General features: G+C 72.6%; 16 protein-coding genes and 1 pseudogene. 13 read left to right on the forward strand and 4 right to left on the reverse strand.

The window, feature by feature from the left end; translation table 11 throughout:
* Nucleotides 1-57: 57 nt before the first annotated feature.
* Genes ACH4NX_RS02590 through ACH4NX_RS02600 form a run of 3 tightly spaced genes read left to right on the forward strand, consistent with a single transcriptional unit; the run spans nt 58 to nt 2,567 of the window.
* Nucleotides 58-342, forward strand: coding sequence for a polyprenyl synthetase (locus ACH4NX_RS02590; RefSeq protein WP_351393787.1), 285 nt, complete (start codon nt 58-60; stop codon nt 340-342).
* Nucleotides 335-1,393, forward strand: coding sequence for a polyprenyl synthetase family protein (locus ACH4NX_RS02595; RefSeq protein ID WP_351393789.1), 1,059 nt, complete (start codon nt 335-337; stop codon nt 1,391-1,393). The genes ACH4NX_RS02590 and ACH4NX_RS02595 overlap by 8 nt, the downstream gene beginning before the upstream one ends.
* Before the next feature lie 13 nt (nt 1,394-1,406).
* The gene (locus ACH4NX_RS02600) at nt 1,407-2,567 is read left to right on the forward strand and encodes an oxygenase MpaB family protein (RefSeq protein ID WP_351393792.1); all 1,161 of its coding nucleotides are present in this window, start codon (nt 1,407-1,409) and stop codon (nt 2,565-2,567) included.
* A gap of 31 nt (nt 2,568-2,598) precedes the next feature.
* Here ACH4NX_RS02600 and ACH4NX_RS02605 read toward each other — a convergent pair whose 3' ends face one another.
* The 3 genes from ACH4NX_RS02605 to ACH4NX_RS02615 all read right to left on the reverse strand — a co-directional run bounded on the left by ACH4NX_RS02605 (nt 2,599) and on the right by ACH4NX_RS02615 (nt 5,575).
* Nucleotides 2,599-3,021, reverse strand: a complete 423-nt coding sequence (locus ACH4NX_RS02605) for a DUF350 domain-containing protein (RefSeq protein WP_351393795.1) — start codon at nt 3,019-3,021, stop codon at nt 2,599-2,601.
* 128 nt (nt 3,022-3,149) lie between these two features.
* Nucleotides 3,150-4,250 carry a DUF475 domain-containing protein gene (locus ACH4NX_RS02610; RefSeq protein WP_398127395.1) on the reverse strand — a complete coding sequence of 367 codons (1,101 nt, stop codon included), beginning with the start codon at nt 4,248-4,250 and terminating at the stop codon, nt 3,150-3,152.
* A gap of 311 nt (nt 4,251-4,561) precedes the next feature.
* Nucleotides 4,562-5,575 (reverse strand): GlxA family transcriptional regulator, encoded by a 1,014-nt coding sequence (locus ACH4NX_RS02615; protein WP_398127396.1) that lies wholly within the window; start codon nt 5,573-5,575, stop codon nt 4,562-4,564.
* Nucleotides 5,576-5,646: 71 nt separating this feature from the next.
* Between ACH4NX_RS02615 and ACH4NX_RS02620 the strand changes: the two genes are divergently transcribed.
* The 3 genes from ACH4NX_RS02620 (at nt 5,647) to ACH4NX_RS02630 (ending at nt 7,791) form a co-directional block, all read left to right on the forward strand.
* Entirely contained in the window at nt 5,647-6,966 is a 1,320-nt protein-coding gene (locus tag ACH4NX_RS02620; RefSeq protein WP_398127397.1) for an MFS transporter, read from the forward strand.
* A 235-nt stretch (nt 6,967-7,201) separates the two neighbouring features.
* Nucleotides 7,202-7,369 carry a hypothetical protein gene (locus ACH4NX_RS02625; protein ID WP_398127398.1) on the forward strand — a complete coding sequence of 56 codons (168 nt, stop codon included), beginning with the start codon at nt 7,202-7,204 and terminating at the stop codon, nt 7,367-7,369.
* A gap of 155 nt (nt 7,370-7,524) precedes the next feature.
* On the forward strand, nt 7,525-7,791 hold the full coding sequence (locus ACH4NX_RS02630; protein WP_351393807.1) for a hypothetical protein: 267 nt from the start codon (nt 7,525-7,527) through the stop codon (nt 7,789-7,791).
* A 57-nt stretch (nt 7,792-7,848) separates the two neighbouring features.
* Here ACH4NX_RS02630 and ACH4NX_RS02635 read toward each other — a convergent pair whose 3' ends face one another.
* Nucleotides 7,849-8,835: a MerR family transcriptional regulator gene (locus ACH4NX_RS02635; RefSeq protein ID WP_398127399.1), complete on the reverse strand. Its 987-nt coding sequence runs from the start codon at nt 8,833-8,835 to the stop codon at nt 7,849-7,851.
* 65 nt (nt 8,836-8,900) lie between these two features.
* Between ACH4NX_RS02635 and ACH4NX_RS02640 the strand changes: the two genes are divergently transcribed.
* From ACH4NX_RS02640 to sbnB, 7 genes and pseudogenes are all read left to right on the forward strand, one after another.
* The gene (locus ACH4NX_RS02640) at nt 8,901-10,433 is read left to right on the forward strand and encodes a dienelactone hydrolase family protein (protein ID WP_351393812.1); all 1,533 of its coding nucleotides are present in this window, start codon (nt 8,901-8,903) and stop codon (nt 10,431-10,433) included.
* A gap of 83 nt (nt 10,434-10,516) precedes the next feature.
* Nucleotides 10,517-12,113, forward strand: a pseudogene (locus ACH4NX_RS02645) (sulfite oxidase).
* Entirely contained in the window at nt 12,110-12,238 is a 129-nt protein-coding gene (locus ACH4NX_RS02650; RefSeq protein ID WP_398127400.1) for a hypothetical protein, read from the forward strand. Before ACH4NX_RS02645 ends, ACH4NX_RS02650 begins: the two are co-directional and overlap by 4 nt.
* Nucleotides 12,239-12,517: 279 nt before the next feature.
* Nucleotides 12,518-15,097 carry a Pls/PosA family non-ribosomal peptide synthetase gene (locus ACH4NX_RS02655; RefSeq protein WP_398127401.1) on the forward strand — a complete coding sequence of 860 codons (2,580 nt, stop codon included), beginning with the start codon at nt 12,518-12,520 and terminating at the stop codon, nt 15,095-15,097.
* Nucleotides 15,097-17,586: an amino acid adenylation domain-containing protein gene (locus ACH4NX_RS02660; RefSeq protein WP_398127402.1), complete on the forward strand. Its 2,490-nt coding sequence runs from the start codon at nt 15,097-15,099 to the stop codon at nt 17,584-17,586. The genes ACH4NX_RS02655 and ACH4NX_RS02660 overlap by 1 nt, the downstream gene beginning before the upstream one ends.
* A gap of 24 nt (nt 17,587-17,610) precedes the next feature.
* Nucleotides 17,611-18,714: a TauD/TfdA family dioxygenase gene (locus ACH4NX_RS02665; RefSeq protein WP_398127403.1), complete on the forward strand. Its 1,104-nt coding sequence runs from the start codon at nt 17,611-17,613 to the stop codon at nt 18,712-18,714.
* Entirely contained in the window at nt 18,711-19,781 is a 1,071-nt protein-coding gene (gene sbnB, locus ACH4NX_RS02670) for a 2,3-diaminopropionate biosynthesis protein SbnB (RefSeq protein WP_398127404.1), read from the forward strand. The genes ACH4NX_RS02665 and sbnB overlap by 4 nt, the downstream gene beginning before the upstream one ends.
* The last annotated feature ends 31 nt before the right edge of the window (nt 19,782-19,812 follow it).

Raw genomic sequence — 19,812 nt, forward strand, 5'->3', positions numbered from 1 at the left:
GACCGGATGCGCCGTTGACCAGGCGCATCGGTGACGACCCGACCCTGGGGGAGAAGCATGACGCACTCGACGCGACGGGGCGGCGGCCCGGACGGCCAGGCCGTGCTGCTGGTCGCCGGACTCGCCGATCTGGCGGTGAGCACGATCGGCACCGCGGTGGGCGGACTGCGCGGGCTCCTGAGCCGCTCGGACACCGCCGACCTGGTGCGGGAGGCGGAACAGGATCTCCAGGCCCGGGGCAGGCTGGCCCTGGACCGCTGCACGAACGTGCCCCCCGCCCACCTGGAGGTACTCGCCCAGCACGTGAAGGCACGGCGGGCAGCCGACGGCGGCGATGTCTGACCGCTGGGACCCGGCCGCCTTCAAAGCTCGAGTCGACGGCGTCCTGCGGGACTTCCTGGACGAGGAGGCCGGCCACCTCGTGGCCGTGGACACCGCCCTCGCACCCGTGGCCGGGCAACTGCGGAACGCGGCCGGGCACGGCAAAAGACTGCGGGCGGCCTTCTGCTACTGGGGCTGGCGGGCCGCCGGACAGCCCGACAGCGACGCCCTGGTACGGGCGGCGGCCGCCATGGAGCTGGTGCACGCCGCGGCCATCGTCCACGACGACCTCATCGACGACAGCGCCCTGCGTCACGGCCTGCCCACCGCCCACGTCGCCCTGGAAGCCGTACTGGTCCGGGACGGCCGCCGCCGGGCCCGTACGGCGGCCCGCTCCCTGGCCATGCTGGTGGGTGACCACCTCATGGCCCTCGCGGGGCAGCTGTTCACCACCAGCGGGCTCCCCGCCGCCTACCTCGCCCGCGCCCGGGACCTGTGGGCCGCGCTCGCCCGCGAACTCATCGCCGGCGAGTGCCTGGAGATCCTGCACACCGGCGGACGGCCGGACACCGCGACCTCCCTTAAGGTCGTCCGGTACAAGACCGCCAAGTACACCGTCGAGCACCCGCTGCTCATCGGCGGCCTGCTGGCCGGCGCCCCCACCGCGCTGCGCGACACCTACACCGCCTACGGCCTGCCGCTCGGTGAGGCGTTCCAGCTCCGCGACGACCTGCTCGGCCTCTTCGGCGACCCGGAACACACCGGCAAGGCCGGCCTGGACGACCTGCGCGCCCACCGGCCCACCGCACTGCTGGCCGAGACCTGGCAGGCCGCCGACGCTTCCCAGCGGGAGTGGCTGCGCGGTGTGCTCGGGCGGAGCGACCTGGACGGAAGCCATCTGCGCGAGGTGCGCGACCTCATGCTCGAGCTGAAGGCGCCGCAACGGGTCGAGCGGATGATCCACGCCCGCGTGGAACGGGCCACCCGCGCCCTGGACGACGCCGGGACGCCCCCACGGGCGCGCCGGGCGCTGCGTGAACTCGCCCGGCAGGCCACCGACCGCATCCACTGACGAGGAGACCCCGATGACCTACACCGAGACGTCGATGGACGCCCTGCGCCGCGACGGCGACGAACTGGCCGACGCTGTCGTCGCCACCCTCTTCGAGCGGGGCGAGGTCGGCAAGTTCAACTCCCTGATGCGCTACGTCTCCACCACCGGCCAGCAACTCCCGGACGGCCTCCCCTCAGTGGCCCGGGAGTACCTGCGGACGACCGGCACCCCTCCGGACTGGGTGGACTGGGCCGAGATGGAGAAGGCCCGCCTGTTCTTCATCGACAACAACGTGCACGTCTCCACCGCCCTGTCGTTCGCGTCGATGCCCGCCTGCTACGTCGTCCCGCACGTCGCCAAACTGCTGTCGGCCACCCACGGGCTGAGCTACCCGTCCAAACGGATGGCGGAGACCGGCCAGTTCACCGTCTACCTCATGCGGCCGGACGCGTTCGAAGCCGGCGGACGCTTCGTCCCGGCCGCCCAGAAGGTACGCCTGCTGCACGCCGCCATCCGCCACCACCTGAAGCGGGAGAACCGCTGGGACACCGGCACCCTCGGCGTACCGATCTGTCAGGAGGACATGATCGGCGGGCAGATGTTCTTCTCCCTGACCGTCCTGGACAGCCTGCACCGTCTCGGCGTACACATGTCCGCCGAAGGGGCGGACGCCTACTTCTACGCCTGGCGTGTGGTCGGAGCCATGCTCGGCGTCGACCAGGCGGCCGTGCCCACCACCCTCGACGAGGCGCGGCGGTTCCTCGACCTGTACATGCTGCGGCACATGGGCCCGTCCGAGGAGGGGGCCCACCTGACGCGGCAGTTGATCGACCTGTACGAGGAAGTCGTCCCGGGTACTCTCTTCGACCCGGTCGTGTCCGCCCTGATCCGCTACCTCGTCGGCGACACGTGTGCCGACTGGCTGGAGGTGCCCCGCACCAGCTGGGACACCGTCGTGAAGGCCGCCCCGCACCTCCTCGGCATCCTGGAGACGATCGAGGACCGCTCCCCGCTCGGCGCGTGGGCGCTCGACCGGCTCGGCCACCTCACCACGGCTCTCGAACTCTCCTCCCTCACCCGCGGACGCGTCATGCACTACGCGATCCCCGAACAGCTGAGGAAGGAGTACGGCGTCTCTGGCGCCGCTTCCCGCACCCGACGCTGGTCCCCGCCGCCCGCGACCGTCTCCTGAGTCACGGCGCGGGCGAGGCCCCGAAAGCGCGTCAGGCGATGGATGCCGAGATGATCGCGGAGACGGCAAGGTTGCAGGACGCCGTCACCCACACCGCCGGGTGGGGCTCCGGTTCGACCAGGGTCTCGCCCAGCCGGCCCGGGGTGATCAGGTCGACGACCAGGAAGGCCACGGCCATCATCACGAGGCCCAGCAGCCCGAACACCGCGGTCGACACCAGCCCCTTGCCGAAGTCCTCGTACGTCGTCCAGATGGAGGTGAAGACGATGCCGCCGATGCCGAGCAGCGCGGAGCTGAGCACCATGGCCGCGTTGCGGTTGCGCTGCTCCCAGATCTGCCGGCCGAGCTTTCCGGGTGTCAGCACGTCGACCAGGACGATGCCGAGGACCAGGAGGACCAGGCCCAGACCGCCGTAGGCGGTGGCACGGCCGAGTCCGTTGACGATGTCGCTCATGGGGTTGCCGGCTCCGTAGCGTGAGAGATCGTGAGTGATCGTGGTCAAGGCGCTGCAAAATGTAGCGCACCCGTTCGGCCCGACGACTCCCGCGGTCCGGCAATCCGGCGGATCGGCCGGACACGGCGTCAGGAGGACGCCGCGAGCGCGCGGTTGCGGCGCACCGAGGACAGGAAGGCGGAGCCGATCAGGACCACGCCGATGAGGCCGGTGATGATCTCGTTGATCTGGTACTGGATGGTCACCAGGAGGATGGCGGCGAGGGCGCCGATGGCGTAGTGCGCGCCGTGCTCCAGGTAGACGTAGTCGTCCAGGGTGCCCTGGCGGACCAGGTAGACGGTGAGCGACCGGACGTACATGGCGCCGATGCCCAGGCCGATCGCCATCAGGACGATGTCGTTGGTGATGGCGAAGGCGCCGATGACGCCGTCGAAGGAGAACGACGCGTCCAGGACCTCGAGGTAGAGGAACATGAAGAACGCGGCCTTGCCGGTGAGCGCGACGGCGGAACCGGGCCTGCCCGCGCGCTCGGCCGCTGCCTCGGCCGCGTGCTCGCGCTCCTCCTCCCGTTCGAGTCTGTCCTCGAAGAATCCGGAGAGACCGCCGACGACCATGTAGGTGATCAGGCCGCCGATTCCGGCGAGCAGGACCGTCTCCGCCTTGTCGACATGGGTGCCGCCGTGCTGGTGGGCGTGGGCGCCCACGGTGACCGAGGAGATCAGGAGCGCGATCAGGGCGACGCAGACCGACAGCATGTCGACCTTGCCGAGTCTGGCCAGCGGGCGCTCCAGCGGGCCCAGCCACTTGACGTCGCGGTCCGTGAAGACGAAGTCGAGGAAGATCATCAGAAGGAACATGCCACCGAAGGCGGCGATCGACGGATGGGCGTCCGTCACCAGCTCCTGGTAGCGCTGCTTGTCGGTGAGCGCCAGATCGACCGCGGCCCACGGGCTCAGCCGGGCGCTGATCGCCACGATCACGACCGGGAAGACGAGGCGCATACCGAAGACGGCGATGAGGATGCCGACGGTGAGGAAGATCTTCTGCCAGAAGACGCTCATCTTCTTCAGGATCCCGGCGTTGATCACCGCGTTGTCGAAGGACAGGGAGATCTCCAGCACGGCGAGGATGGCCACGAGCCCGAAGGCGGTCCACCCGTCGTACAGGACCCCCGCGGCCAGACCCACGGCGGTGACGGCGAAGGCCCAACGGAACGTCTTCAACAGCACGGGCTACTCACTCACTCCTGTGGTCGGGCTGCGCCGGGGCGGGGCATTCCTTCCTTGCCAGTGCCCGTCGTCAACGTTGTCTACCACGCCCGTCCGCCGTCACCCGGGCAGGCCGGGCACGGCACCCGGCGGTCACCAGAATGGATCGGTCCGTTTCCGTGACGCCAGGTGCGCCGGCAGCCGGGCGGACCCGGTCTTCGCTCCCGCTCCGAACCGCACGCGGTCCCACTCGCACCACGCCGTCCCACTCGCACCACGCGGTCCCACTCGAACCGCGCCTTCCCACTCGAACCGCGCGCGGTGGCGGAGGCCTACGCCGCACCGCCGCGGAAGGTGTTGCGGTACGCGCGCGGTGACACACCGAGGACCTCGCGGAAGTGCTGGCGCATCGCGGTCCCGGTGCCGAAGCCGGCGCGGGCGGCGACGCGGTCGACCGGTTCGTCACCGCGCTCCAGCAGCCGCCGGGCGTAGTCGAGACGCTGCCGGGCGAGCCACTGCATGGGCGTCGTCCCGGTCTCCTGCCGGAACCTCCGGTTGAGGGTCCGCACGCTCATCGCGGCCTGCCCCGCCAGTTCCTCGAGGGTGAGGGGATCGCCCAGCCGCTGGAGCGCGTACGCACGAGCGGGGGCGGTCGAGGAGCCGTCCACCCGCTGGACGGGCCGGTCGATGTACTGCGCCTGGCCGCCGTCGCGATGGGGCGGCACCACCGTGCCGCGCGCCACCGTGTTCGCCACGTCCGCGCCGTGGTCGTCACGGATCATGTGCAGGCAGAGGTCGATACCGGCGGCGACACCCGCCGAGGTGAGCACGCCCCGGTCGTCGGTGTAGAGCACGTCCGGATCGACGTCGACCTCCGGATAGAGCGAGGCCAGTTCGGCGCAGGACTTCCAGTGCGTCGTGGCCCGCCGCCCCTCCAGCACGCCGGCCGCGGCCAGCACGAACGAGCCGGTGCAGATGGACGCCAGCCGGGCGGTCGCGGGAACCAGGTCCAGGGCAGCGCGGACCGGAGCGGCGAGCCGCCCGCGTTGCTGCGGCCCGTAGTCCTCCAGGGCCGCCGGCACGACCACCGTGCCGGCACTCCGCAGGACCTGCGGCCCGTGGGGGACGTTGACGCTGAAGTCCGTGTCGGTGGCGACCTCGCCCGGCGCGGAGGCGCACGTCAGCACCGAGTACAACGGTCGCCCGCTGTCGTCGGCGGCCGTGGTGAACAGACGGTGCACGATCCCCAGTTCCATCGGCAGCAGCCCGGGACGCACGAACACCACCACACGGTGCGGCGCCTGTGCGCCCGCCGCCTCTTCCGCCTCACCCTTCGTGCCCCTCATGGCCAGATTCTTTCACTCGTAGTCCATCTGGTCAGTGGTTCGGGCCACACATCCGGCGAAGGGTGGTGTCCATGCCCCACACGACCGCGAACCATCGCTTCCGCCCCGGACACCGCGCCTGGTGGGTGGCGGCCGTCACCGGAATCACGATCGTCGTCGCCGGTGCCTTCTCGACCATGCCCGGCGTCCTCCAGGGCCCGCTGCAACGCGACTTCCACTGGTCCCGCGGCTCCATCGGCCTCGCCGCGTCGGTGAACATGGTCCTGTACGGCCTCACCGCCCCCTTCGCCGCCGCGCTGATGGACCGCTTCGGCGTCCGGCGCGTCGTCCTCACCGCACTGGGCGTCGTCGCCGGGGGAGCGCTGCTCACCACCGTCATGGACGCGGCCTGGCAGTTCACCCTCTTCTGGGGCCTCCTCGTCGGCCTGGGCACCGGCTGCCTGGCCATGACCCTCGCCACCACCGTCGCCGACCGCTGGTTCACCGAACGACGCGGCCTGGTCACCGGCATCCTCGCCTCGGCCGGCGTCCTCGGCCAGATGGTCTTCCTGCCCGCCCTGTCCTGGACCATCGACCACTACGACTGGCGCCCCGCCCTGGTCACCCTGGCACTCGCCGCACTGGCCACCGCCCTCCTCGTCCGGCTCGCGCTCGGCGACCATCCCGCCGACACCGGCGAACGCCCCTACGGCAGCACCGTGTTCGTACCCAGACCTCCACCCGTCCCCGGCGCCGCGCGCCGCGCCCTCGCCGTCCTGAGCGCCGCCGCGCGCACCACCCCGTTCTGGCTGCTCGCCGCCGCGTTCGCGATCTGCGGCGCCTCCACCAACGGCATCATGTGGACCCACTTCGCCCCCGCCGCGCACGACCACGGCATGCCGGTCACCACCGCCTCGACCCTCCTCGCGCTGATCGGCGTCTTCAACGTCGCCGGCACCGTCGCCGCCGGATGGCTCACCGACCGTGTCGACGCCCGCAGGCTGCTCGCCGTCGTCTTCACCCTGCGCGGCCTCCTGCTGGTCGCGCTGCCCCTGATCATGAGCGCGACCGTCACGCCGCCCATGCTGGCCTTCGTCGTCCTCTTCGGCCTCCTCGACCTCGCCACGGTGCCGCCGGTCATCGCCCTGTGCCGCCGGTTCTACGGTGACGACAGCGCCATCGTCTTCGGCTGGACCAGCGCGGCCCACCAGGTCGGCGCGGCCCTGGCCGCCTTCCTCGGCGGCGTCGCCCGTGACACCTTCGCCGGGTACGACCCGGTGTGGGTGGTCCTCGGCGCGGCATGCGCCGCCGCGGCCCTCCTCGCCCTCACCCTCCGCCGTTCCGGGCCCCGTGCGACGGAGGTGTCCCCGACGAGCGGCGAAGCGGTGGTCACGCGTGGCGCGCGATGCTGAGATGGCGTGCTGCGCGGTGAGATGTCGGTGGTCGTGGACCGGGGCCGGTACCAGGAGGCGGTGACTTCGTGGGAGGACGAGGACCGGCGGGCCGCGACCCTCGACTGGGTACGGGACCGGCTCACCGCACGCGGTCTGCGGCCGGCGGGGGCGCTCTTCCGGGACGTACTCGCAGGGGAGTCCGTGGGTCCGGAGGCATGGGAGGAACTCCTGCGCCAGTACGCCGCCACGCAGCATGCCCCGACTCCGCACGCACGGGAGACCGCACGGCTGGGAGGCCCCGAAACTCCGCCCCCGCCTCCTGGACCGGTGCGCGGAACTCGCGGCCGTGGGCGTGCCGGGCTCCGTCGACCACGCGGACCTGCACGGCGGCCAGCTGTTCCGTACTGCCGCGGCCGCGTGACGCCTACCTGGAGCCGTGGACGGGTGCCGGCCCGACGACGGCGGAACCACGACGTGCGGTGAGCCTCGCCCGGCGGCCGAGCGCCCTGGGCCGCGCCGGCGCCCACGGCAGGCTGCCAGCCGCCGTTGTCAGTGGCGGATGGGAGGCTGCGAGTCATGGATGAGGTGGAGTTCATGCGGGGCAGGGTCTACGGCGCCGACCACGACAACCCCGGGCCGCGGAGCGGACGCGTCTACGCGCAGCTGGTCGGCGGTCCCCTGGACGGTCTGCTGCTCGACATCACCGACCTGACCGAGCGAGAGCGCGGCCGGGGAGTGTCACTGGCGACGGAGATAGGCCGCTACGGCCCGGGCGGCCACTGCGCGTACGGCCCGAGGCCCTCGGACCCCCGCCGCTTCGACTGGCGGGGTGACGTGCCCTGACGCCACGTCACGTCACGTCACGTCACGTCACGCCAAGGCACGGCACGGCACGGCGCGTCACGTCACGGGAACCGGGGGTGCCCCCGTCTGTGCGACCAGGGCCGCGAGGAGCCAGTCGTGCGCGGAGCCGGGAGTCGGTTCCGGTCGCCGCCCGGGCGGGGTGAGCACCTCGGCCACCAGTTCCCAGTAGCGGTCGATCCGGGGGTCGGCCGCGAGCTGCCCGGCCAGTCGCCGACGGAAGTCCGGGGTGTCCCGGACGCCGTACGCGCTCGTGTACGCGGCGACGAAGCCGTCCAACGCCTCGCCCGGCTGCGGGTCCCGGCCCCGGCGCAGGTGCACGCCCGCCAGCTCGTACGCCTCCGCCAGCCCCGCGTACAGCACGGCGGACCCCTGGGCCCCGGCGGTCCTGTGCGCCTCGGGCTGGGGCTGTGCGGTGCCGGGGCACGGGGCGAGCGTGAGGGCGTTCAGCCGGGCGAAGGCGAGGACCTGGCCCGGGGTCGGATCGTCGGGCGGCCGCGGCACCGCGATGTCCAGGAAAGCGCCGGCCGCCCGGGCCGGCATCCGCGGCGGCAGCCAGCCGCGCCAGAACCGGACCAGGGGGGCCGTGCTGGGCGGGGCGGGCACGGCGCCGATCAGCCGCAACCGGCCGGCCCGTTCCCCGGGCGGACACTCCCGCACCAGGCGCAGCGCCGCCTCGCGCCAGCGCAACGCCTTCAGCTCGGAGCCGAGTTCGCGCAGCCGGCCGGCGACCGCGGCCTCCAGCGCGCCGCCGCCGGGCGCGCCCTCGCCACCCGCCTCCTGGGTCTCGTCCTCCTCGTCGAGAACGCGGCGCACCTCGGGAACGGACAGGCCGAGGGCTCGCAAAGAGCGGATCAGGCGCAGCCGGTCGAGCGCCCCGGGGCCGTACCGCCGGTGCCCGCCGACGCTGCGGGACGCCTCCGGCAGCAGTCCGCGGTCGGAGTAGAAACGGACGGTCTTGACGGTGACACCCGCCCGTTCCGCGAGTTCCCCGATGCCGCACAGACCGTCGCACGCCGTGATCACTTGAACCTCCCTCAGGGGGAGTTCCTACCGTACCGGCGGACCGAACGGCGTACGGAGGAGAAGCCATGACCGCGTTCATCCTGGTGTCCGGCATGTTCACCGGCACACACATCTGGCAGGACACAGCCGCGCGGCTGACCGAGGCGGGCGCCGAGGCGCACGCCGTCGCCCTCACCGGACTCGACGGCCCCCGCGTCACTTCGGCGAGCGGCATCGACCTGGAGACCCACGTCGCGGACGTGCTCGCGGTGATCGACTCGGTCGGGACGGCGGCCGACCGGAAGATCGTGCTGGTTGGACACGACTACGGCATCCACCCGGCACTCGGCGCCGCCGGCCGGCGGGCGGAGCGCGTCGACAGGGTCGTCCATCTGGACTCGGCCATGCCGCAGGACGGCGTCCCCGCCCTGGCCGCGGTCCCCGACCAGTCCCTGCGCGAACGGCTGGCCGGGGCGGCCCGGGCCGAGCCGGCCGACGGCGTGCTGCCGCCCCCGGCCCACGACGAGTGGCGGCTCTGGGGCAGCACCGAGGGCGTTCCCGACGCGGCGCTGGAGCGGCTCACCGCCCTCGCCGCACCGCAACCGCTGGGCACCCTGCTCCAGCCCCTGCGGCTGACCGGCGCGGTGACCTCGGTGGCCACCACCGGCGTGCTGTGCACCGGCAACGGCACCAGCATCGAGATGGTCCAGATGCTGGTGGGCTTCGGCGATCCCGCCCTGCGGGCCCTGATCGACCCCCGGGTGACCTTCTTCGAACTCCCCACCGGACACTGGCCGATGCTGTCCTGCCCCGCCGAACTCACGGACGTCCTGCTGCGGGCCGCGGCAGGCGAGGGACACCGGCTCCAGCCCGTCGACGCCGCGGCACCGCCCCCGCATCTGCGGCCGTTCCTGCTGGACGTCCCCGAGGTCCCCCGGGAGCGCCACGGGAACGTCGATCTCTACCTGCCCGATGCCCAGGAGCCGAGGCCGGCGATCGTCCTCGTGCACGGCGGCCCGGTCCCCGCCGACGCCCGGCCGACCCCGCGGGACTGGCCGGCCCTGACGGGGTACGCCCGGTACGCCGCCGGCGACGGGGCGGTGGGCGTGGTCCTCGACCACCGCCTGCACGACCTGGCCGACTACGAGCGCGCCGCCGCGGACGTGGCCGCCGCCGTGGAACTGGTCCGGGCCGACCCACGCGTGGACGCGGACCGGATCGCGCTGTGGTTCTTCTCGGGCGGTGGCCTCATCGCCGCCGACTGGCTGGCGGCTCCTCCGCGGTGGCTGCGCTGCCTGGCCGCCACCTACCCGGTCCTCGCTCCGCTGCCGAACTGGGGGCTGTCCGGCACCCGTTTCCACCCGGCACACGCGGTGGCCAAGGCCGGCGCGCTGCCCGTCGTACTCACCCGGGTGGGACGGGAGATGCCCGAGATCGCCGCCACCGTCGAGGAGTTCCTGGCCGCGGCCGAGGACTGCGGGGCGGACGTCGAGGTGGTCGACGTGCCGCACGGCCACCACAGCTTCGAGTCCCTCGACCGGACCGACGAGTCACGCGACGCCGTGCACCGGGCGATGCGTTCGGTGCTGGAGCGCGTCAGCGGGCGCGACGCGCCGTGAAGAAGACGCGAAGGCCCGCCTGACCTACCCGGCCGGGCGGCGGGGCGACCAATCCGCCCGCCTCCCGGCCTCGGATCACCAACGTGAGCGACGAAGAGAAGAAACCGCGGAATCCGGGGACCGTGACACGGGGCGGGCTCGGTGCGCTGAGCGGTCTCCTGGCGGCCTGCGCCGCGCTCGCCGTCGCCGAGCTGGTGGCGGCGGCGGTACGTCCGCAGGCCGGCCCGGTCGTCGCGGTCGGCGGGGCCGCCATCGACCGTACGCCGATCGCCGTGAAGGACTGGGCGATCCGCAACTTCGGCACCAACGACAAGCTGATCCTCCAGCTCGGCATCCTCGCCGTCCTGGCGCTGTTCGCCCTGGCCCTGGGCGTCCTCGCCCTCCGCCACCGGCGCACCGGCGCCGCGGGAGTACTGCTCTTCGGGGCAGTGGGCGCGGCGGCGGCGACCAGCCGGCCCGACTCCACGAGCGTCACCGACGCCCTCCCCTCCGTCCTCGGGGCTGTCGTCGGCGCGGGGCTCCTCCACGCCCTCGTCGGCCGCCTCCTCGCGCCCCGCCGGGCCGTACCGGACGGGCAGGGCGAGGGCGGCGAGGGCTGGGACCGGCGCGGCTTCGTGATCGCGGCGACGGCCGCCGCCGCCTCCTCGGCCGGGGCCGGCGTGCTGGGCCGGGTCCTGAACGGTTCCAGTGGTCAGGAGGCCGTTGCCTCCCGGAAGAACATCGATCTCCCGCCACCCGACTCACGTGCCCCCGCGATCCCCCGGGGCGCACAGCTCCGAGTGGCCGGCGTCAGCCCGTTCATCACGCCCAACAGTGACTTCTACCGCGTGGACACCGCCCTGGTGGTCCCCAAGGTGGACGCCACGGCCTGGCGGCTGCGCGTCCACGGCGAGGGCGTCACCCGTGAGAAGACCCTGACCTTCGAGGACCTGCTGCGCCGCGAGCTGATCGAGCGGGACATCACGCTCACCTGCGTGTCCAACGAGGTCGGCGGCCCGTACGTGGGCAACGCCCGCTGGATCGGCGTCCGGCTGGCCGACCTGCTCGAGGAGTGCGGCGTACGGCCGCCCTCGGCGGGCGGACCGGCCGATCAGCTGGTGGCCCGCTCCGTGGACGGCATGACCATCGGCAGCCCGGTCGAGGACGTCATGGACCGACGCGATGCTCGTCGTCGGCATGAACGGCCGGCCCCTGCCGTTCGATCATGGCTTCCCCGTCCGCATGCTGGTGCCCGGTCTGTACGGCTACGTGTCCGCCTGCAAGTGGATCAAGGACATCGAGCTGACCACGTTCGACGCGTACGACTCGTACTGGGTCGAGCGCGACTGGGCGCGCGAGGCCCCGATCAAGACCCAGTCCCGGATCGACACGCCGAAGCCGTTCGCCCGGCCGAAGACAGGCACGGTGATGGTGGCCGGCGTCGCCTGGGCCCAGCACCGCGGCATCGACAGGGTCGAGGTCCGGGTGGACGACGGGCCCTGGCAGGACGCCACCCTCGCGGCCGAGGACTCGCGCGACACCTGGCGCCAGTGGTCCTACGCCTGGCAGGCCACCAAGGGCGGCCACACCCTGACCGTGCGGGCGGCCGACCGCACCGGCGAGACACAGACCGAGAAGCGCACCCGCACCGTCCCCGACGGCGCCAGCGGATGGCACTCCGTCGTGGTGACGGTCGAGTGACCGACGGGCCGGACGGGTCGTGCGCGGACAGCGACCCGGACGGGTCGTGCGCGGACAGCGACCTTGCCGAGACCGCCGACGCCGACGTCCACATCATCGACGCCGTCCTCACCCTCCGGAGCTGACGGCGCGTCGTCTGCCGGGCATTCGCGCAAGGGCGCCCGGCGGGACGGTTCCGGCGGGGCCGGAACCGCGGGGGCGGCCGGTGCCTTCCGCCCGGTCGCCCCCTCCGCTCGCCCGGCCGCCCCCTCCGCTCGTCCGTCCGTCCGAACGAGGCGGTCGCCTGGTGAGACGGCTGCTCACCAGGCGAGAAAATCCGAGGTCTCCTCATACCTCGCCCCCCTGGCGACGAATACCTGGCAAGACAGCAGGACGTTCGACCGGCAGCAGCCCAGGGAGTCCTCATGACGGGACAGCGACTCGAGGTGAGGGACACCGTCCCCTCGGCCCTCACCGACCACCACGCAGGGCTCGCGGTTCCCCCCGTGCCCGGCACGGAGGAGACACTCGCCCGGCTGCTCGCGGACGTCGCCCACGTCGACGAGGTGCCACTCGACGGTCACTTCTTCAACGACCTGGGCGCGGACTCCCTGGTCATGGCACACTTCTGCGCCCGGGTCAGGAAGCGGCCGGACCTGCCGTCGGTGTCGATGCGCGACATCTACCGGCATCCGACCATCAACGAGCTGACAGCGGCCCTCGCGGACACGGCAGCGACCGCGCCCGCCCCCGGGACGACCGCCACTCAGAAGCCGGGGCGCGGGGCGCCGGCGCCGACGGGACGCCCCCACCACGTGCTCTGCGGAGCCCTGCAACTGCTGGGCTACCTCGGTTACGCCCTCCTCCTCGCCTTCGTCGGCGCCCGGGGCTACGACTGGATCTCCGCCGGAACCGGCCTGCTCGACTCCTACCTGCGGTCCGTGGCCTTCGGCGCCGTGCTGCTCGTGGTCCTGTGCGCCCTGCCGGTGATCGCGAAGTGGCTGCTCATCGGCCGGTGGACGCCACAGCGGTTCCGCGTCTGGAGCCTCGCCTACCTTCGCTTCTGGCTGGTCAAGACGCTGATCCGGTCGAGTCCACTCGTACTGTTCGCCGGTTCGCCCCTGTACCCGCTCTACCTCAGGGCACTGGGCGCGCGGATCGGACGAGGGGTGACGTTCCTGTCGCGCGGTGTGCCCGTCTGCGCCGACCTGCTGACGATCGGCGACGGCACGGTCGTCCGCAAGGACTCCCTCATCAGTTGCTACCACGCCCACGACGGAGTGATCGAGACCGGGCCGGTCGCTCTGGGCCGGAACGCGGTCGTCAGTGAGGCGACGGTACTGGACATCGGTTCCCGTCTCGGCGACGGCTCCCAGCTCGGCCACGCGTCCTCGCTGCACACCGGCCAGACCGTCCCGGACGGCGAGCACTGGCACGGGTCACCGGCCCAGCCCACCGACGCCGACTTCCAGCCGGTGGCACCCGCCCGCTGCGGCACCGTCCGGCGGGCGGTCAACGGAGCCCTCCTGCTCCTCACCGCGCAACTGGTCTACGTACCGCTGGCAGTGGGCTTCCTGGACGCGCTGCTCTCCCCGGTCCTGGAAGGCTCCACGCCGCTGGGCCGCGGACGGGCGACCCCGGCCGGCTGGGTGCTCTACGTAGACGTACTGGTTATCACGGCCGTGACCTTCTTCGGTGCCGTGCTCGTCTCCCTGGCCGTCGTGGGCACCGTCCCGCGTCTGCTGAGCCGATGCGTCACCCCGGGCCGGACATACCCGCTCTACGGCCTCCACCACGCCCTGCACCGGGCGATCCTCCTGATCAGCAACCGGGCATCGCTCACGCGGCTGTTCGGCGACAGCACGTACATCGTGCACTACCTGCGCTGGATCGGGTACGACCTCTCCAGGGTGGAGCAGACCGGTTCGAACTTCGGCACCCGGGTCAAGCACGAGAGCCCCTTCGCGAGCGCGGTCGGCACCGGCACCATGGTCGCGGACGGTCTCTCGATGATGAACGCCGAGTACTCCAGCACCTCCTTCCGCCTGTCGCGGACCTCTCTGGGAGCGCACAACTTCCTCGGCAACCGGATCGCCTACCCGCCGGGCGGCAGGACCGGCGACAACTGCCTCCTGGCGACGAAGGTGATGATCCCGCTCGACGGTCCGCCGCGGCACGACGTCGGTCTGCTCGGCTCCCCCGCCTTCGAGATCCCGCGGTCGGTGCTGCGGGACAGCACCTTCGACGAACTCAAGGAGGGAGACGGGCTGCGCCGCCGCCTGGCGGCCAAGAACCGGCACAACGCGACGACGATGGCCTGCCATCTGCTCACGGGCTGGCTGTTCCTCTTCTGCGTCACCGTGCTCTTCGCGTGCGCGGCGAGCCTGTACCCGCAGTGGGGCGTGATGGTGATCGCGCTGGCCAACGCGGTCCTGCTGCCGTTCACCCTCCTGTACTTCGTCGCCGTGGAACGGGCCGTCACGCGCCGGCGTCCGCCGGGACCGCTGTTCTGCTCGATCTACGACCGCCGCTTCTGGCACCGCGAGCGGTACTGGAAGGTTCCCTCGGAGACGTACCTCCAGGTCCTCAACGGCACCCCGTTCAAGCCCGTCGTGTGGCGGCTGCTCGGCGTCCGCGTCGGGTCCGGGGTGTTCGACGACGGCTGCAGCCTCACCGAGCGCCCGATGGTCGCCATCGGCGACGGCTGCACGCTCAACGCGGGAAGCGCCGTGCAGTGCCACTCGCAGGAGGACGGCACGTTCAAGTCGGACCGCAGCGTCATCGGCGCCGGCTGCACCCTCGGCGTCGGCGCGTTCGTGCACTACGGCGTCACGGTCGGCAACGGGGCGGTCCTGGCGGCGGACGTCTTCCTGATGAAGGGCGAGACCGTCCCCGGACACACCCGCTGGGCGGGGAATCCGGCCCACCCCGTACCCGACGGGACCGACGGGACCAACGACACCGACGGGACCAACGACACCTACGGCAGTGGAGGTGGACTGTGATGGCGACGGCAGTGACCGGCGGACACGCCCCGAAAGCCGGGACCCCGGAGACCGAGGGCGGCCGCACGACCGTCCCGCGTTGGACACTCGCACCCGTACCCGGCACCGCGGAGCACCTGGTCAGCCTCCCTGAAAGAGTGACCGCGGCCCTGCACCGCCGGGCGGCTGAACTGGGCGTGCCGCTCACCGCGGTACTCCTGGCGGCCCACGCGAAGGTGCTCGCCCTGCTCTCCGGCGACCCCGCCGTCCGCGGCGGCTATCTGCCCCCGGCCGGGACCGGGCCGCTGACCTGGGAGCTGACGGTAGGCCCTGGTTCCTGGCGCCGGCTGGTGTCCGCGGCCCTGGAGGCGGAGGCGGAGGCAATGACTCCGTCACTCACGCGGCCCAGGGCACCCGAGAAGGCCCCCGAGGTCGTGTTCGACCCGACCGGGCACGAGCCCGGCACCCTCGCGGACGGCACCGTCCTCGCCGTCACGGCGGGGGAGCGAAACGGCCGGCGCGTCCTGCGCCTGCGCTACCGGACCGACGTACTGGACGCCGGCTGCGCCGCCCGGATCGGCGGATACCACCTGGCCGCGCTCGGACAGCTGGCCGCCGGCCCGGACGCCCCGCACGACCGGCGCGGGCTCCTGTCCGCCGCGGAGACCCGCTTCCAGCTCGACGGACTCGCCGGACCGACCCGCGAACCGCCGGACCGCCGCGTCCACGAACTGTTCGAGGAGCGCGTGCGCCGCCACCCCGACGCCGTCGCCCTCGTGCACCGTGACCGGCAGTGGACGTACCGGGAGCTCGACGTACGGGCCAACCGGCTGGCACGCGCCCTGCTGGCGCGGGGGCTGCGCCCCGAGGACACGGTCGCCGTGGTGACCGGGCGCGACCTGAACTGGACCGCGGCCGTGCTCGCCGTACTCAAGGCCGGCGGTGCCTACCTGCCCGTCGACCCGCACCATCCGCCCGGGCGGATGACCGCCGTACTCACCCGCGCCGACTGCGCCCTCGCGCTCACCGAGCCGGGCAGCACGGCCAACCTGGACCGGGCCCTCACCTCCCTGCCCGGCACGCGCAAGCTCCTCGTCCCCGATGTCACCGAGCGAGCCACCGACGGCACCCGCCCCGGCACGGACATACCGGCGGACGGGCTCGCGTACGTGTTCTTCACGTCCGGCTCCACCGGAGAGCCCAAGGGCGCGATGTGCGAGCACGCCGGTCTGCTCAACCATCTCCTCGCCAAGATCGAGGACCTGGACATCGGCGAAGGCACGGTCGTGGCGCAGACGGCGTCGCAGTGCTTCGACATCTCCCTGTGGCAGCTGCTCGCCGGCCTGCTGACCGGCGGGCGGACCCTGCTGGTCGAACAGGACGCCGTCCTCGACGCCGACCGGTTCCTCGACACGATCACCGAGGGCCGGGTGAACGTCCTCCAGCTCGTGCCCTCGTACCTCGACGTCCTCCTGACCGCGCTCGAACGCACCCCGCGCGACCTGCCGGACCTGCGGTGCGTGTCGGTCACCGGCGAGGCGCTCAGGACGGAACTCGTCCAGCGGTGGTTCACGGACGGGCCCGCGGTCCGGCTGGTCAACGCCTACGGACTGACCGAGACGTCCGACGACACCAACCACGAGGTGATGGACGCCATGCCCGCCACCGACCGGATACCGCTCGGCCGCCCGGTGCGGAACGTGCGCGTCTACGTCGTCGACGACGCTCTCGTCCCCGTCCCGCTCGGCGCCCCCGGAGCCATCGTCTTCTCCGGCGTCTGTGTCGGCCGCGGCTACGTCAACGATCCCGAGCGCACGCGCCTCGCCTACCGGACCGATCCCCACCGCCCCGGTCAACGGCTCTACCGCAGCGGCGACTTCGGGCGCTGGCTGCCCGACGGCAAGCTGGAGTTCCTCGGCCGCGCGGACGCGCAGGTCAAGATCCGCGGATTCCGCGTCGAGATCGGCGAGGTCGAGAACGCGCTGCTGCGGGTGGACGGCGTCCGCGACGGCGCGGTCGTGGTGAGCGGCCCGGAGGGCAACGGCCGGCGACTGACCGCCTTCTGCACGGGCGCCCGGCCCCTGACCGCCGACCACCTGCGGGAGCGCCTCGGTGACCTGCTGCCCGCATACATGATCCCCGTCTCCCTCCATCAGCTGGAGCACCTGCCGCTCACCCCCAACGGGAAGACCGACAGGAAGGCGCTGGCCGCGCTCGCCGGCACACTCGGCACGGCCGAGGACTCCCACCGGCCCCCACGCACCCCGACCGAGCGCCGGCTCGCGGCGAACTGGGCGGCGGTACTGGGCCTGCCGCCCGAACGGGTCGGCCGGGGCGACGACTTCTTCGGCCTGGGCGGCACCTCGCTGTCGGCCGTGCGCCTCGCGGTCCGCCTGGACCGGCTGATCTCCCTGCGCGACCTCACCGGCCATCCGGTCCTCGCCGACCTGGCCGGCCTGCTCGACTCCCGGACCGGCACGCGCGTCACCGCGCCCCCGGCCGGGCCCTGAAGAAACACTGTCCGAGGAGGACTCATGCTCTCCGCACTGTTCCGCAACCACCCGGCCCCCACCACCCCCGCTCCCCCCACCCATGCTCCCCCCACCCATGCTCCCCCCACCCATGCTCTCCCCACCGCGATCACCGCACCGCCGCCGGACGCCGACGACACCCCGGTCATCCTCTATGCCGAGGGAACCCCGGACCCGGCGGCCTGGGCGGCCGAGCACCGGGACACCGTGCTCGACCTCGTCGCCGAGCACGGCGCGCTCACGGTGCGCGGCCTCGCACCGCGCACCCCGGCCGACGTCGAGGCGCTCCTCCACCGGCTGGCCGACAGCCCCGTGAACGAACGGGAGGCGTTCGCCGCCCGTGCCGCCCACGCGGACGGCGTCCACTCGTCCTCGGCCTGGCCGCCCAATCAGCCCATGTGCATGCACCACGAGCTGAGTTACGCGACACGGTGCCCCGGCCTGCTGCTGTTCGCCTGCCTCCGGCCGCCCACCGAGGGCGGCGCCACCGCCGTGGCCGACTCGGCCGCCGTACTGGAATCGCTGCCCGCCGAACTGGTCGGCCGTTTCGAGCGGGAGGGATGGCTGCTCACCCGCACCTACCACGACGAGATCGGGGCCACGCTGACGCAGTCGTTCGGCACCGAGGACCCCGGCGCCGTCGAGGCGTACTGCCGCGCGAGCGCCATCGACTGGTCCTGGCGTCCCGACGGCTCGCTGCGCACCCGGCAGCACCGCCCCGCCGTGGTGCGCCACCCGGTCTCCGGCCGGCGCTGCTGGTTCAACCAGATCGCGTTCCTCAACGAGTGGACCATGGCCCCGGAGGTGCGGGAGTTCCTCGTCGAGGAGTACGGCCCCGACGGCCTGCCCTTCAATACCCGCTACGGCAACGGCGATCCGGTCCCCCAGGACGCCGTCGAGCAGATCAGCAAGGCCTACGAGGCGCACACCCTGCGCCGGCCCTGGGCCGCCGGAGACCTGATGGTCGTCGACAACCTGCGCACCGCGCACAGCCGGGAGGCGTACCAGGGGCCGCGCGAGGTGCTGGTGGCGATGGGCAACCCCGTACACCCGCACCTCCTGCGCCCCGGACACTCCGCCTCGCGATCCGGGAGGGCAGCGGCATGACGACCGTACGTCCCACCGCGGCCGGGACCGCACGCGCCGGCGCACCGACCGTGCCGCCCTTCGCGGTCATCTCCGGCGCCCAGGTCAAGCACGTCCTCACGGGACGGGAGAAGACCGTGACGGAGGTGGTCGAGGAGACGTACCGCCTGCACGGCGCCGGCCGCTCGGTCAACCCGCCGTCCTCCTTCCTCCGCTTCCCGGACCGGCCGTCGTCACGGATCATCGCGCTGCCCGCCTCCCTGGGCGGCGAGAACCGCGTGGACGGTCTGAAGTGGATCTCCAGTTTCCCCGCCAATGTCGCGTCGGACATTCCCAGGGCGTCGGCCGTGCTCGTTCTCAACGACCACGCCACGGGCTACCCCTTCGCCTGCATGGAGAGCTCGATCATCAGCGCCGCCAGGACCGCCGCGTCGGCCGCGTCGGCGGCCGACCGGCTCAGCAGGGGGCGAGCGCGCCCCACCCGGCTCGGCTTCGTCGGGGCGGGCCTGATCGCCCGTTACATCCACACCTACCTCGAAGGCACCGGCTGGTCGTTCGACGCCGTCGGCGTGTACGACGTGTCCCCCGACAGCGCGGCCGGCTTCCGGACCTACCTGGAGCAGTCCGGGGCCGTCGGCCGCGTCACCGTGCACAGCGGCGCCGAGGAACTGGTCCGCAACAGCGACCTGGTCGTCTTCGCCACGGTCGCAGACCGGCCGCACATCGACGACCCGTCCTGGTTCCACCACAACCCGGTCGTACTGCACGTGTCCCTGCGCGACCTCGCGCCCCAGGTGCTGCTGTCCGCCACCAACGTCGTCGACGACATCGACCACTGCCTGCGGGCCGAGACCTCACCCCACCTGACCGAACGCCTCACCGGCAGCCGCGACTTCCTGCTCGGCACGCTGGACGACGTGATGGCCGGCCGGGTGACGGTGCCGGGCGACCGGCCGGTGGTCTTCTCGCCCTTCGGCCTGGGCGTGCTCGACCTCGCCGTCGGCAAGTTCGTCCACGACGAGGTGGCCCGCTCGGGCGAACTGCACGTCATCGACGACTTCTTCCACGAACTGCGACGCCACGGCTGAGGACGGCCCGCCGTCCACCATCCGGTCCCAC

This window comes from Streptomyces sp. NPDC017225 (assembly GCF_044331465.1).
Classification (GTDB): Bacteria; Actinomycetota; Actinomycetes; order Streptomycetales; family Streptomycetaceae; genus Streptomyces.